The sequence below is a fragment of the Acidimicrobiales bacterium genome (assembly GCA_035533595.1).
GTDB lineage: Bacteria > Actinomycetota > Acidimicrobiia > Acidimicrobiales > Bog-793 > DATLTN01.
Genome location: DATLTN010000001.1, coordinates 1 through 13,956 on the forward strand (window position 1 = coordinate 1; position 13,956 = coordinate 13,956).

The window sequence follows — 13,956 nt, forward strand, 5'->3', positions numbered from 1 at the left end:
GCTGCGCGACCCGTTCACGATGTACAAGGTGCTGCGGCGCGACGCGCTCGAAGGGCTGCGCCTCGAGTGCAACCGCTTCGACTTCGACTGGGAGCTGACCGGCAAGCTGCTGCGCTGCGGCTACCACCCCGTCGAGGTGCCCGTCTCGTACCACTCGCGCTCGTTCATCGAGGGCAAGAAGGTCTCGATCCTGCGCGACCCGCTCAGCTGGGTCGTCGCCTGCTTCAAGTACCGCTTCAGCGCCCTCGAAGAGCCGTTGCCGGAGGAGCCGGGACGCTGAAGGCGAGGTTCTCCACCGTGAGGATGTCGGGGAAGGCTCCCGGCGCCTGCGGATGGGTGAAGGTCACCCACGCCTCGAGCTCGTTGAGACCGCGCACGAGCGGCACGGCGAGTGCGTGGCTCCCAGCGCGGAAGCGGAAGTGGTCGATCGTCGTGCCGTCCTGCACCCAGACGGTGATCCGACCGCCCGAGGGCGCCGTCTCGGCCCGCCCGTAGCGTGCGGTCAGCTCGTAGCTGCCGCTGTGCGGCGCGATCACGTCGATCTCCTCGTGGTCGTGCAGCAGGGTGAACGAGCGTCCCGCCTGATAGGTGCCGTAGTCGCCGAGGGCCGTCGGGTAGCCGGCGTCGGGATCGATGACGCGCACCACGCTCGCGTGGCCCTCGGCCATCACGACGAGCGTCGGCAGCACGCTCGTCGCGTGCTGCAGGGACGAGTAGGTGCTCGGGTTCGTGAGGCGCAGCCAGTCGACGGGGCCGGTCGTCGAGAGCGCGACCTGCGCCACCGCGCCGTAGAGGCCGAAGGCGGCGCCGAGCGCCGTGAGGGCGCGCCGGAGCGCGAGGCGCGCGGGTTGCCAGGCCATCCAGACGAGGAGGGCCGGGAGGGTGAAGAGCGTCGCGTAGTCGGCCTCGTAGCGCATCGAGCCACCCGGCAGGCTGAAGGCGATGAGCACCGCGATCACCAAGGCCAGCCCGACGAGCACCAGGCAGAGGTTGCGCAGCAGGGGCGCGAGGCGGCGCCTGGCGGCGAGCACGACGAGGAAGAGGAGGAGCGGCGTGGTGGTGAGGATCCCGCCGATCTCCTCGGGCACGTAGGTGACGGGCACCGCGCCCGGGTAGGCCGGTGGCGGGGCGAGCGCGAAGAAGGGGAAGGCGAAGGTCCAGCGCATCGGCGCGACGAAGTAGTAGTAGAGGCTCGGCCACAGGTAGCCGAGCTTGTAAAAGGGCGTCTTGGTGGGGTCGTACCCGGCGAGCTGGTAGGAGGCGCCGAACTGCAGCGGGCTGCCGAAGCGGGCGACGTTGTACGCGAGCAGCAGCACCACCGCGGCGGCGAAGGGGCCGACGACGACGAGGGCGCGACGGGCCTCCCCGCCTCGGCCGACGGGCGCCTCGCGGTGGAGGTACCACAGCGACCCGAGGAGGAGCGCGCCGAGCAGCACCATGTCCCAGTGCGCGCCGGCGGCGAGCCCCGCGGCGAGGCTCGCGAAGCCGAGCCACCAGCTCGCGCGGCGCGCGCCGGAGAGGCCCTTGGTGAGCAGCCACAGCGAGGCGCAGGTGAAGCAGTAGGCGCCGGCGATCGAGACCTGGTAGATCTCCGGCGTCCGCAGGAGAAAGGGCACGAGCCCGGCGGTCGCGAGCACGAGGCCGCCGAGGACCGCCTTCCACGGCCGGGCCTGGGGGACGAGCCAGGAGACCGCGGCGTCGAGGAGCGCGAGGGCGAACGCGAGGCCGACCGCACCGAAGATCAGACAGGCGAGGTTCTGCTCGAGCTGGCCGACGTGCAGCAGGCGCCAGGGGAGGAAGAGGGTGAGGACGGGCGTCGGCCCCCACGTGAGGTAGAAGTGGCCGTGGTAGAGCGCGAGATCGTGGAAGACCCCCGAGTAGGCCGCGTTGGCGAGGGGGTCGTACGGGTTGTGGAGCGCGAGCAGCCCCTTCGGCGGCGACGCGAGGATCGAGAGGTGGCCCGCGAGGAAGCCGCTCGTCAGGTCGTTGTAGTAGTCCGCCTGCCCCTGCCCGAAGAGGATCGGGTCACCGCTCGAGGTGGCGGTCCAGTAGTAGAAGAGACTCGCGAGCGCCCACACGCCGCCGAGCCCGACCCTCCGGCGGGCGAGCGCCGACGCGGCGAGGTGCCTCAAAACCGAGCGGGGGGCACGGCGCTCAGGGGCCGGCACACAGCGCCTCCCAGTTGCGGCGCGCCTCGGCGGCATCGGGGAGACCGTCGAGGGAGGCGGCCGGGTAGCCGAGCACCGCGGCGACGGCGCCGTGGCGGGCGAGGAGCGGGCCTGCGACCTCGGCGGTGAGGTACGCCCGCCAGCCGCCGGGCAGCTCCTCGAGGTCGCCGCTCGCCGCGGGGGAGGCCTGCCCACCCTTGCCGGCGGCCGCTGCCTCGAGGCGGTCGAGTTCCTCGTAGCGGATGCGCGCCGTCGCGAGGTCGCTCCACCACTCCGCGGAGATCGAGAGCAGCCGCTCGGCGCGAGCCCCGAGCGCCCACTCGCGGAACTCCGCGCTCGTCGGGTCGCGGTCGACGAGGGGGTCCTCGCTCCCGAGATCGCCGCCCAGCCAGTTGAGGGTCGACCGGTCGACCTGCACCAGACGGCAGATGGAGACGAGGACGTCGAGCGGGTGGCGGGCGACAGTCACGGCGCGGAAACCGTGCCGGGAGAGGAGTCGGTGGAGGTGCTCGCTCCGTGGCCAGCCGAGGCGCACGATGCCGCGCGCCGGGAGCGCCTCCCAGCCGACGTCGGCGGGATGGTCGGCGACCGCCTCGTCGACGCCGAGGAGCGCCGCCAGCAGCGCGGTCAGCCGCTCCCCGCCCGACTGCGGGGTGGCGAGCACTGCGAGACGGGCCGGCGCGCTCGAGGCGGCCGCCTCGAACAGCGGCGGCAGCGGCTCCCCGGAGTCGCCTGCCTCCTCGCTCTCGCCGCCGGCGGCGCCGCGGCGCTGCAGCTGGCGGACGAAGTTGCGCAGCCGCCCGATCTCCTCGATGAGCAGCTGCTCGCGCATCGGCACGAAGTCGTCGAGGGCGTTCGCCGGCACCAGCAGGGGGACGAGCGCCGACTCCTCCTCGGGGACGTAGTAGCGGTTGATCCCGTCGGTGGACGCGTAGAGGTAGCCGGCACCGGTCAGCAGGTGCTCGAAACGGTCGTGCGTCGGGATGAAGGAGTAGGGCTCGGTCGCCTCGACGACGACGACGCGCGGCCGCCAGCGGCGGAGGTCGATCCCCCCGAGCACCTCGGCCTCGGCCCCCTCGACGTCGATCTTCAAGAAGTCGATCCGGTCCGGAGCCGCCTCCTCGAGGATCCGGTCGAGGGTCGTGATCGGGACCGTCACCGCATCGACACGCATCCCCTTGGCCTGGTAGCGGCGGGCTACCTCTTCGGAGAGGGTCGACAGCGACGGGTCGTCGGCGACCCGGTAGAAGGTGAGCTCGCCCTCCTGCGCGCCCGCAGCGACCTCGAGGTTGAGGTCCCTTCGGCGCACCGAGCGGAGCTGGGCCGCCCACTGGGGCACCGGCTCGATGTTGATCCCGTGCCAGCCCGCCTCGTAGAAGTGGCGGGTGACCGTCGCCTCGGTCGGCGAGGCGGCGCCGACGTCGACGTAGAAGCCCCTGCTGGTCCCGCCGAGGGCGCGCGCGAGGATCACGTCCTCTGCGTTCTGCGCATAGGAGATCATCGGCGATCAGCGGCCGAGGACGACGCGGGCTCCCACCCTGAGGACCCGGTAGAGGGGCCCGGTCTGCTTCAGCGCCTCGACGCCGCGGCGGGCGATCCGGTAGGAGAGCTGACGCTGGATGGCATCGGCGAGCGCCCCCACCTCGGCGAGGCGGCGCGCGGTCTCGGCGAGCTCTGCCTGCGTCGCGGCGAGCGCGGCGGCCGCCTCGTCGCGGGAGGCCTCGATCGTGTGCAGCTGCGCCTCGAGCTGGATGACGTACTGCTCCTTCAGGGCGAGGTCGTGCTGCAGGGAGCGGAGCTCGAGCTCACGCAGCTGCTCGCGTTGCTGTGCGGCCTCGGCCTGGGTCCGCAGCAGGTGCTCGAGCTCGTCGACCTTCTCCTCGAGGCTGTAGAGGAGGCGTTCGTCGACACCGGCGCGTTCGACGGGGATGGCGCGCGGCCCCGCCTCGGCGGGGGGACGGTCAGCGGCGAGGCGAACGAGCTCGCTGAGGGCCGGGTCGAGCTGCGGCGGCGACTCCAGCTCTGGCACCGGCTCATGGTAGCCGGAGCCGTCGTTTGCGGACCCCGCCCAGCTCAGCGCGCGGCGGGCGCCTCGCGGCGGCTGGCCACCACCTCGTCGAGGACCCCCGGCCACACCGACGGCCGGGCGGCAGCCCGCCACGCCTCGTGCTGGGCGAGGATGAGCGCGCGTTGCCGTTCCCAGGCACCCCGCTCCGCGAGCAGCGAGGCGACCTTCACGGCGAAGCTCTTCGCGTCGTCGTCGACGAGCAGGCAGTCGGCGACGGCGAGGTCGATCCCCTCCGCGCCGACCGAGGTGGAGACGGTCGGGAACCCGAACTGCAGCGCCTCCACCGTCTTGTTCTTCACCCCGGCGCCGTAGCGCATCGGCACGATCACCACGCGGGCGTTTCCGTAGAAGGCCTCGAGGTCCGGGACGCGCCCGGTGAAGACGATCGACGGCCCGGCGAGGCGCAGCACGGGCTCGGGGGCGTGCGAGCCGGTGACGAGCAGCCGTGACCCGGGAGCGCGCGCCAGCACCTCGGGGAGGACGTCGCGGGCGAACCATAAGAGCGCGTCGACGTTCGGGGTGTGTACACCCCATGCCCACCCGGCGACGAAGACGACGTCGGCGCGCTCGGCGTAGCCGTTGCGCCCCGGCTCGATGTCGTGCAGCAGCGGGCTGTGCACGTGGACGGGACGGTCGGTGTGCTCGCGCGCGAAGGCCGCCTCGTCCTCCGAGACCGTGACGACGAGGTCGGCGTCGCGGACGATCTCGGTCTCGACGCGGCGCATTGCCTCGGCCTCGGTGTAGAGGTGGGCGCCGTAGCCGAGGGCGGCCTGCCGCTCGATGCGCACGTGGAAGAGCGCCTCGGCGTCGTAGATGATCGGTGTCGCGGGGTGCAGCTCGCGGATCGCCGGCGCGAAGCGCTCGTAGTTGTGGGGCCGGGAGACGACCACCGCCGCGTAGGGCTCGGCCAGCTCCTCAAGATGGCGACGGAGGTCGTCCGGGGTGAAGCCGTCGAGGACCGCGACCCCGAGCGAGCAGGCGAAGGTCGTGTCGCGCGCCCCGTCGACGAGCGAGGCGAACAGCGAGACGTGGTAGCGGCCGGACTCCTGGATCGAGCGGAGGGTGTCAGCCATGCGCGGGTAGCCCGAGCCGATCGAGGCGTCCGCGACCTGGTCGTCGATGAGCAGCACGCGTAGGGGCGAGCCCATCGCCTTCCACACCGCGCGGTCGATCGCCGTCTGGTCCCAGGGCGCCGCGGTCTCGCGCTGCGCGAGAAGCTCGCCCCACTTGGACTGGAAGGTCGCCCGGTTCCTCGCGAACAGAAAGCTACGGAAGGGGCTCGTCGTGCTCATCGACTCGTGGTGCAGCACCCGCGCCCGCGGCTGGTACCAGGTGGGGTGGCCTGCCGCCGCCATCCGCAGGCAGAGGTCGGTGTCCTCGTAGTACGCCGGGAAGAAGGCGGGGTCCATCCCGCCCGTCTCGTCGAACAGGGCCTTTCGGATCAACAGTGCCCCGCCGGAGCCGAAGTCGACCTTGCGCTCGTAGTCGTAGCGGCGGCTGTCTCCTGGGAGGCCGCGGCCGACGGTGACTGTCGAGCCGTCCGCCCAGATCACCGAGGCGGCCTCCTGCAGGCTCCCGTCGGGGAAGAGCATCGTGCTCCCGACGGCGCCCGCCTCGGGATGGCGCCGCGCCGTCTCGACGAGCCTCTCGAGCCACTCGTCGGCGACCTCGGTGTCGTCGTTCAAGAGCACGAGGAACTCGCCGCGCGCCTCGGTGGCGGCGAGGTTCACTGCGCCGCCGAAGCCGACGTTGACCCTCGTGCGCAGCACCCGCGCCCCGGTGACCTGGCGCTCGACGACGTCGACCAGCTCCCGGTCGGGCTGGTTGAGCACGAGCAGCAGCTCGTAGGGGACCTCGCGCGCGCTGCGCTCGAGCGCCCGCAGGCAGCCGAGCAGGAAGGGGGCGCGTCGAAAGCCGATCACCACGACCGAGGCGACCGGCTCTGCCACCTCGGCAAAGCGCACGCGCGGCAGCGCCTCGGGCCGTTCGGTCACCATCGCACCAGCGAACGCGAAGGGTTCAGGGGGTCGACCGGGTGAAGACCCGCCGGGCGAACCGCCGCACCCCGGAGTAGACCGCGGGCTGGCGGCGCAGGATCCCGGTCACCGCGAGCGTCGCCCGGTAGCTCGCCTGCCCCTCGATCGCCTCGAGGCGGCCGCCGGCCTCGACGAGGCGCTCGGCCACCTGCTCGTACTCCTCCGCGAGCTCGTTCCAGCGGCGGTCGAGGTCGTCGCCCCGACGACTGGCGTGGAACAGCGCCGTCTCGAGGTCGAAGACGACGTCGGTCTTCTCGGCGAGCTCGGCCTCGAGGCGGGCGATCTCGAGGTCGCGCATCCGCTCGATCTCGGTCAGCTCGCGCAACCGCATGTCGGGGTCGTCGAGCGCGCTGCCGCGCACCGCGGCGAGCAGCCCACCGATCGCCTCCCCGCTCTCGGGGTCGGTCACGAGGCGGAGGAACACTTCGCGGTCGATGGCGCGGTCGAGGTGCTCGGCCTCGCGTCCCCCACGACGGTCGCGGCCGGCGGCGTCAGACATGGAAGCCCCCGCGACCCGACGCCCCGACGAGGTGCGCGACGAGGCCCGGCCAGACGCTGCTCTGGGGGTGCTCCTCCCAGATGCGGCACTGCTCTTTCAACCGCTCGCGCTGCGCGCGCCAGATCTCCTCGTTCCCGATGAGCAGCGCCACCAGGTCGGCGAACTCGCGGGCGTCGTCGGTCACCGGGATCAAATCCGTGACATCGGTCGGGATGCCCTCCGCCCCAACGGCTGTCGCAACGGTCGGGACGCCAGACTGGAGCGCCTCCACCGCCTTCAACTTCACCCCTGAACCGTACCTGATGGGGACGACCGCGAGTCGGAGGCTCGCGTAGAAGCGGTTGAGGTCGGGCACGACGCCGGCGTAGTGGATGGAGCTGCACTCGAAGCGGGTGACCTCGAGCGGCGGGTCCGAGCCGGTGACGACGAGCTCGGCACCCGGCACGCGCGCGAGGACGCGCGGCCAGACGTGGCGGGCGAACCACTTCAGGCCGTCGACGTTCGGGGAGCGCGGGCCGGCCGACCAGCCGGCGACGAAGCCCACCGCCCGTCGCTCGGAGAAGCCCTCGTCGGTCCAGGCGGCGTGGGCGAGGAGGGGGCCGTTCACCTCGACCCGCCGGCGTGCGTGACGGGTGAGGAGGTCGGCCTCCTCGTCGGAGATGCAGACGACGGCGTCGGCCTCGGCCGCGATCCGCTCCTCGAGGCGGCGCATCGCGGCCGCCTCGAGGAGCAGCTTCGCCCGCACCACCCCGGTCGCGAGCTTGGCCTGTCGCTCGAGGCGTCGGAAGTAGAGGGCTTCGGCGTCGTAGATCACGGGCACCCCCGGCAGACAGTCCGAGAGGATCGGCGAGGCGACCTCGTAGTTGTGCGGGCGCGAGACGATGACGAGGTCGTAGCCGCCGCCCGCCGCGTGCACCTCCGCGAGGTGACGCTCGAGAGGGATGTCGAGGATCTCGACGTTCTTCGGCCCGGCGTGCGGCGTCGCGTCGCTCGCGCCGAAGGTCGGGAAGAGGGTGACCGTCACGTCGCCGGCGCGTTGCAGCTCGGTGATCGTGTCGATCATCCGCCCGTAGCCCGAGCCGAGCGTCGCGTCGGGGACGTAGTCCTCGACGAGCAGGATGCGCAGCGGGCGGCGGGCGGTGACGCCGTTGGCGTCGCTCATCGGCCCGCCCCTCGCCCGGCGCGGCGGAGGACCGCGGTCGCGAGCTTGCGGCTCGCCTCGTCGAGCATCTCGCCGGCGTCCCGCAGGGCTCCCCTCTTCTCGTCGAGCTCGGCCGCGTCGAGGGCGGCGAGCATCGCCTCGGCGCGCGCCACCTGCGCAGGAGGGGGCGTAAAGAGGGCGTTCAGGGTCGCGATCTGGCTCGGGTGGATGGCCCACTTGCCGTCGAAGCCGAGGGCGCGGGTGCGCCCCGCGAAGGCCGCCAGCCCCTCGTCGTCGTCGAGGCGGAGAAAGGGGCCGTCGATCGCCTGCAGGCCGTGCACCCGCGCCGCGACGAGGAGCGCGAGGTGGACCGCGTGGTAGTGGTCGCCCGGGTAGCCCGACGGAGCCTCCCCGCCCGTGAGCATCGGCATGCCGAGCGAGGCGGCGAGGTCCACGGGGCCGAGGATCACCGCCTCGAGGCGGGGCGAGGCGGCACAGATCTCCTCGACGCTCGCGAGACCGCGCGCCGACTCGATCTGCACCTCGACCCCCGTCCGCCCTGGCGCGAGCCCGACCTCGGCCTCGACCTGGGAGAGCACGAGGTCGAGCGCCACGACCTGTGCCGCGCTCTCGGCCTTCGGGAGCATCACGACGTCGAGGCGTTCGCCTGACCGGCCGACCACCTCGAGCACGTCGCGCAGCGTGTGCGTGGTCGACCAGCCGTTGATGCGGACCCCGAGGACCGCCTCTCCGAAGTCGAGGTCGTGCACCGCCGAGACGACCTTGTCGCGCGCCGCCGCCTTCTCCGAAGGGGCGACCGCGTCCTCGAGGTCGAGGAGGAACATGTCGGCGGCAAGCGTCGGCGCCTTGTGCAGGAAGCGATCGGAGGAGCCCGGGACGGCGAGGACCGAGCGGCGCGGCAACTCGCGGCTGCGTTCGGACATCGTCCTCAGGCCGCCAGCTCGGCGGGGACGCACTGCTCGGTGATCAGCCGCTCGAATCGGGCGGGATCGCCGGCGACATAGCGGCGGCACAGCGGGAGGCCTTCGACGTAGCAGGTGATGTAGGCCCGCCAGGTCGGGTCGAAGAGGAACTCGACGCTCTTCTTCGCCCGCTCGGGAGGGAGGAGCGCGAGACGGGCGACCTCGTCGACGACCACCTCGGGATCCGCGCCGTCGGCGTGCAGCCGGAAGGCGGCGTTGGCGCGCACCGCGCCGAGCGCCTCCCCCGCCTCGGCGACGACCGCCACGGTGTCCGGGTCGTAGGGGATGCCGAGCGGTCGCAGGTGCTCGGCGACGAGCTGCTCGGGGCGGCGGCCCATGACGATCTCGAGGCCGAGGTCGGCGAGGCCCTCCGCGATCAGGCACTGCGGGGTACCGACGAGGAAGATCGACTCCTCGAGGTAGCGGCGGCGGCGCACCAGCCCGACCTCCTTGCGACTGTGCTCGGTGTGGTGGCCCGGGTAGGCCTCGTGTGCGACGAGGTGGGCGAGCGAGGGCGAGAGCACCGGCAGGTCGGTGTTGATCGCCACCCGCGAGCGCAGGTCGCCGAGGTAGTAGTTGAAGCCCGACCAGGGCTGATGGTCCACGAGCGCGAACTCGACCGACTCGCCCTCGGGGAGGCCGAAGAGCCGCCCCGTGCGCTCGCGCAGGTCCTCGGCGAGCGAGGCGATCGCCGACTCGAGGCGGTCGGGCGGAACGACCTGGGACTCGCGCCAGGCGATGTAGCGCTCGGCGAGCGGGCCGCTGCCGGGCACGACCTCGTCGAGGCGGCGGTGGGCGGCGAGGATTTCGTCCTCCTCGACGCGATGGGGGCGCACGCCGTAGCAGGACTCGACCTCGTCGGCGTAGTCGAGATGCTCACCGGCGAGCACCCGCGCGCTCGTCAACAGGCCGAGGACCTGGGCGCGCAGGAACCGCCGCCGCCCCTCGACCTCGCCTGCCGGGTCGTCGCCGGGCGCTCCGAGTGGCGTCCCGCCGTCGATCGCGCCGAGCAGCTGGCGGGCTTCAGCGGCGAGCGCCTGCGGCGGGCGCGGTGGCGCGCCCTCGGACTCGCGGCGCAACTCGGGCGGGCCGTAGTAGGCGTCGATGAAGCCGTCGATGTGCCGCCCGATGGCCAGTCCGAGGCGCAGGTAGGAGCCGACGACTCCCTGCTCGTCGGGGTGCGCCCTCATCGGGGGCGGCCCGACGGTGTGCGAGGTGCGGGGTAACTCACTCCCGCACCGTCGCGAGGAGCTCGGGGGGGACCGGGCAGCGCGCGCGCGCCGCGGCGTCGCGCAGCCGCAACGGACCCTCCGGCCCGGCGATCACGGCCCGCCCGTCGAGGGCGACGAGGGCGAGCTCGGGGGTAGGGCCCTCCGCGTCGAGGTCCTCGTCCGGCCCGCCGACAGGGAGGGCGCTGCCACGGGACTGGCGCGCTCGCTGCGGCTGACCCGTCCCGGCACGCAACGCGGCGAAGAGCGCCGCAGGGAGCAGTCGGCCACAGCCGGCGACCACCCACAGCTCGAGCTCGCCGGCGGCCCCTGCGAGGGCCGCTGCCAGCGGGTCGAAGAGCGCCCCGTCGGGCGCCACCGCAGCCGCCTCGACGACGACCGCGCCCGCTCCGTCCAGGGCCTCGGCGATCTCGTGGCCGAGAAAGCCTTCGACCTCGACCGTGTCGCCGATGCGCCTCAGCTGGTAGCGCAGCGAGGCGGCCGTCCCGACGAGGTGGACGGTGAGGTCGGGGCGCTCCCGCAACGCCGAGTCGATGATCGCCCCACCGGTCGTGACGAGCGTGGCGGCGCCGGGGAGCGCCGCGGCGAGCTCGTCGGCGGTCGGGTCCTCGTTCAGCGCCGCGGCGAGCTCCTCGGCGCGTGCCGCGGGTCGGTCGGCGCTGAGCAGCTCCGCACAGACCCACCACAGCGGCGCGCACGAGGGGTGGAACTCGAGAAGCCGACGCGCCGCGGGGACGAGCGCCCGTGGTTCCGCGGCGAGCGCGCCGAGCGCCAGCGCGGCCTCCTCGGCGAGCAGCGAAGGGTCGACGTCCCCGGCGCGGGCGACGTAGCGCAACCGTTCGATCGGATGCATAAACCGGAGGGTAGTGCGCGACCCGGCCGCCGACGGCGGGTCAGGCGCCGACGATGCCGCCGCGGGTCATCGCGAGCACGTCGAGGGCCGCGTCGACCTCCTCCTCGGAGAGGAGGGCCATCTCGAGCACGACCTGGCGGAGGTCCTTGTTCTCGGCGAGCGCCGACTTCACGACCTTCGCTGCGTTCTCGTAGCCGATGTAGGGGTTGAGCGCGGTGACGATCGAAGGGGAGGAGAGCGCGTAGGTGCGGCAGCGCTCGACGTCTGCCTCGATGCCGCGGACGCACTTGTCCGCCAGCGCCCGGCTGACCGAGGCGAGCAGGCGGACCGACTCGAGGAGGTTGCGGCCGATCACCGGCAGCATCACGTTCAGCTCGAAGTTGCCCGCCGAGCCCCCGAAGGCCACCGCGGCGTCGTTGCCCACCACCTGCGCGACGACCTGGCAGACCGCCTCGGGGACGACGGGGTTCACCTTGCCCGGCATGATCGACGAGCCCGGCTGCAGGTCGGGGAGGTGGATCTCGGACAGACCGCAGCGCGGCCCCGACGACATCCAGCGGAGGTCGTTGGCGATCTTGTAGAGCGAGATGGCGACCGTCCGCAGCACCCCGGAGGCCTCGACGAGCGAGTCCCGCGCCCCCTGCGCCTCGAAGTGGTCGCGGGCCTCGGTGAGGGGGAGCCCGGTGCGCTCGGCGAGCAGGGCGATCGTGCGCGCCGCGAAGCCGACCGGCGCGTTCAGCCCCGTCCCCACCGCGGTGCCCCCGAGGGGGAGCTCGGCGACGCGCCCGAGCACCGAGTCGAGGCGCTCGATCCCGTGCTCCATCGCCGCCGCGTAGCCGCCGAACTCCTGGCCGAGGGTGACGGGGGTGGCGTCCATCAGGTGGGTGCGCCCGGACTTCACCACCTCGGAGAACTCCGCGGACTTGTCGCGGAGCACGGCGGCGAGGTGGGCAAGCGCGGGCGCGAGGTCCGAGACGATCTCCTGTGCGGCGGCGAGGTGGATCGCCGCCGGGAAGGTGTCGTTCGAGGACTGCGCGGCGTTGACCTCGTCGTTCGGCGAGACGGCGCGACCGAGGCGCTCCGAGGCGAGGTTGGCGAGCACCTCGTTGGCGTTCATGTTCGTCGAGGTGCCCGAGCCGGTCTGGTAGACGTCGATCGGGAACTCGGCGAGGTGCTCCCCCGCGGCGACCTCGTCCGCAGCCTTCGCGATCTCCGCGGCGACCTCGGCGGCGACGAGCCCGAACTCGGCCGCAGCGGTGGCGGCGGCCCCCTTGATCTGCGCGAGCGCCCGGATCAGCGCCGGCTCGACGGCGCGCCCCGAGATCGGGAAGTTCTCCACGGCGCGCTGGGTCTGCGCGCCCCAACGGGCGGCCGCCGGCACCCGGACGTCCCCCATCGAATCGTGCTCGATGCGGTAGGCAGCGGTCGCCGAGTCCTCGGAAGCGCTCACGAATCCGGTTCCTTTCCGCTCTCCGGCGCGCGGGCTGCGGCCGCTCGGCAACGGTAGTGGCACCGCGTTCATCAGGCGAAACGCAGAATTCCCTTGCGCAATCGCGACCTGCTGGTAAGTTGCGACCCCATCGTGCGATTTGCCGAGGGACCGCTCGCGGTCCAACTCCGCGCCGGTGCGCGCCCCTCCGTCGCCTCGCAGCGGAGCGGCCGCGCCCGACTCCCCCGCCTCGCCGTCTCGGCAACCGGGTTGCTCCTCGTCGCCTCCCCGGTCGTCCTCGGGAGCGCCTCGCCGGGGGCGGCATCGAACATCCAGACCCTCCAGTCCACCGCCCAGGCGCTTGCCGTGCGGGTCGACACCCTCGACACCCGCCTCGCGATCCTCTCCGAGCAGTACGACCAGGCGAGGGCACGCGCCAACCTCCTCGACCACGAGGTCGCGGCGGCCGCCTCGCAGCTCGGCTCCGCCGAGAAGCAGGTCCGCAGCGACACCTCGTCCGTACGCAGCCAGGCGATCTACGCCTACGTCACCGCCGGATCCGGCGAGGCGTCGGTCGACCTCTCCGCGGCAGCGAGCTCGCTCCCCGCCCAGCAGACCTACCTGCAGGCCGCCTCCGGCAACCTCACCACCTCAGTGAGCAGTCTGCAGAACTCCGAGCATCGCCTGAGCGTGCAGCGCAGCACCCTGCAGCGCGTCGACGCCGAGGCAAAGGCCAACGCGGCGACGATCGCCGCCGCGCAGCAGAGCGCCCAGGGGCTCGAACAGCAGGTGAGCTCGACGCTCGCCGGCGTGAAGGGCGAGCTCGCGAGCGCCGTCGCGCAACAAGAGGCCCAGCAGCAGGCTGCCGCCGAGCGCGCCGTCGCCTCGCAGGCGGCACGCGCCGCCGCCCTCGACGCCTCGTCGCCGGCGCCCGCCGCCGCGGCACCCCCGGCGCAGCCGACGGTCGTCGGCTCCGGTGACGTCGGTGCCGTGCTCACCGCTGCCCGCTCGGTCTTCGGCTCGCCGTACTCCTGGGGCGGCGCCTCCCCCGGCGGCTTTGACTGCTCGGGGCTCGCGATGTGGGCCTGGTCGCACGCCGGGGTCTCCCTCCCGCACAGCGCCGAGGCGCAGTACGAGTCCACCCCGCATGTCTCCCTCGACGCCCTGCAGCCGGGTGACCTGGTCTTCTACGCCTCGGGCGGCTACATCTACCACGTCGTCATCTACGCGGGCGGCGGCCAGGCGATCCAGGCCGAGACCTACGGCACGGTCGTGCAGTACACCCCCCTCCCCGGCGGCGCCTTCGCCGCGGGGAGGCCCTGAGCCCGCAGGCCGGCCCCGACCTCAGCTGCCGGGGGACAACGCGGCGAGCGCGAGACCGAGTGCCCGGACGAGCCATGGCGCGAGCGGCGCGCCGAGCGTCTCCTCGCTGATCGCCGCCGGCGCGACGAAGCGCAGCTCCGCGATCTCTTCGGGGTCCGGCGCGAGCGGTAGCTCCTCGAGGCGGCCGACGAAGACGTGGTCGAGCTCGTGCTCGACCAGCCCACTCG

13 protein-coding genes are annotated in these 13,956 nt (G+C 73.1%); 2 read left to right on the forward strand and 11 right to left on the reverse strand.

Annotation, left to right across the window (positions count from 1 at the left end):
- Positions 1 to 280, forward strand: a 280-nt coding sequence (locus tag VNF07_00005) for a hypothetical protein (protein HVB04623.1), incomplete at its 5' end; no start/stop codon positions are given.
- On the opposite strand, the gene VNF07_00010 is transcribed toward VNF07_00005, so the two are convergent.
- Genes VNF07_00010 through VNF07_00055 form a run of 10 tightly spaced genes read right to left on the reverse strand, consistent with a single transcriptional unit; the run spans position 237 to position 12,427 of the window.
- Positions 237 to 2,132, reverse strand: coding sequence for a hypothetical protein (locus VNF07_00010; GenBank protein HVB04624.1), 1,896 nt, complete (start codon positions 2,130 to 2,132; stop codon positions 237 to 239). The genes VNF07_00005 and VNF07_00010 overlap by 44 nt on opposite strands.
- Positions 2,133 to 2,154: 22 nt before the next feature.
- Complete coding sequence (locus VNF07_00015) at positions 2,155 to 3,669, reverse strand: FkbM family methyltransferase (GenBank protein HVB04625.1); 1,515 nt, start codon at positions 3,667 to 3,669, stop codon at positions 2,155 to 2,157.
- Between the two features lie 6 nt (positions 3,670 to 3,675).
- A complete protein-coding gene (locus tag VNF07_00020) occupies positions 3,676 to 4,197 on the reverse strand; it encodes a hypothetical protein (protein ID HVB04626.1) in 522 nt (173 codons plus the stop codon).
- A 44-nt stretch (positions 4,198 to 4,241) separates the two neighbouring features.
- Positions 4,242 to 6,233, reverse strand: coding sequence for a glycosyltransferase (locus VNF07_00025; GenBank protein ID HVB04627.1), 1,992 nt, complete (start codon positions 6,231 to 6,233; stop codon positions 4,242 to 4,244).
- A gap of 22 nt (positions 6,234 to 6,255) precedes the next feature.
- Complete coding sequence (locus VNF07_00030) at positions 6,256 to 6,771, reverse strand: hypothetical protein (GenBank protein HVB04628.1); 516 nt, start codon at positions 6,769 to 6,771, stop codon at positions 6,256 to 6,258.
- Positions 6,764 to 7,933, reverse strand: a complete 1,170-nt coding sequence (locus VNF07_00035) for a glycosyltransferase family 4 protein (protein ID HVB04629.1) — start codon at positions 7,931 to 7,933, stop codon at positions 6,764 to 6,766. The genes VNF07_00030 and VNF07_00035 overlap by 8 nt, the downstream gene beginning before the upstream one ends.
- Positions 7,930 to 8,856, reverse strand: a complete 927-nt coding sequence (locus VNF07_00040; GenBank protein ID HVB04630.1) for a CoA ester lyase — start codon at positions 8,854 to 8,856, stop codon at positions 7,930 to 7,932. Before VNF07_00040 ends, VNF07_00035 begins: the two co-directional genes overlap by 4 nt.
- 5 nt (positions 8,857 to 8,861) lie before the next feature.
- Positions 8,862 to 10,085: a hypothetical protein gene (locus VNF07_00045; GenBank protein ID HVB04631.1), complete on the reverse strand. Its 1,224-nt coding sequence runs from the start codon at positions 10,083 to 10,085 to the stop codon at positions 8,862 to 8,864.
- Positions 10,086 to 10,122: 37 nt separating this feature from the next.
- Complete coding sequence (locus VNF07_00050) at positions 10,123 to 10,977, reverse strand: hypothetical protein (protein ID HVB04632.1); 855 nt, start codon at positions 10,975 to 10,977, stop codon at positions 10,123 to 10,125.
- Between the two features lie 40 nt (positions 10,978 to 11,017).
- A complete protein-coding gene (locus VNF07_00055; protein HVB04633.1) occupies positions 11,018 to 12,427 on the reverse strand; it encodes a class II fumarate hydratase in 1,410 nt (469 codons plus the stop codon).
- 132 nt (positions 12,428 to 12,559) lie between these two features.
- On the opposite strand from VNF07_00055, the gene VNF07_00060 reads away from it, so the two are divergent.
- Positions 12,560 to 13,729, forward strand: coding sequence for an NlpC/P60 family protein (locus VNF07_00060; protein ID HVB04634.1), 1,170 nt, complete (start codon positions 12,560 to 12,562; stop codon positions 13,727 to 13,729).
- A 21-nt stretch (positions 13,730 to 13,750) separates the two neighbouring features.
- On the opposite strand, the gene VNF07_00065 is transcribed toward VNF07_00060, so the two are convergent.
- Positions 13,751 to 13,956 (reverse strand): hypothetical protein (locus VNF07_00065; GenBank protein ID HVB04635.1); only part of this gene is annotated, 206 nt, incomplete at its 5' end.

Coding starts and splice junctions, on each gene's coding strand:
- VNF07_00025 (HVB04627.1), bottom strand. CDS start 6,233: ATGGTGACCGAACGGCCCGAGGCGCTGCCGCGCGTGCGCTTTGCCGAG.
- VNF07_00050 (HVB04632.1), bottom strand. CDS start 10,977: ATGCATCCGATCGAACGGTTGCGCTACGTCGCCCGCGCCGGGGACGTC.
- VNF07_00030 (HVB04628.1), bottom strand. CDS start 6,771: ATGTCTGACGCCGCCGGCCGCGACCGTCGTGGGGGACGCGAGGCCGAG.
- VNF07_00015 (HVB04625.1), bottom strand. CDS start 3,669: ATGATCTCCTATGCGCAGAACGCAGAGGACGTGATCCTCGCGCGCGCC.
- VNF07_00040 (HVB04630.1), bottom strand. CDS start 8,856: ATGTCCGAACGCAGCCGCGAGTTGCCGCGCCGCTCGGTCCTCGCCGTC.
- VNF07_00045 (HVB04631.1), bottom strand. CDS start 10,085: ATGAGGGCGCACCCCGACGAGCAGGGAGTCGTCGGCTCCTACCTGCGC.
- VNF07_00035 (HVB04629.1), bottom strand. CDS start 7,933: ATGAGCGACGCCAACGGCGTCACCGCCCGCCGCCCGCTGCGCATCCTG.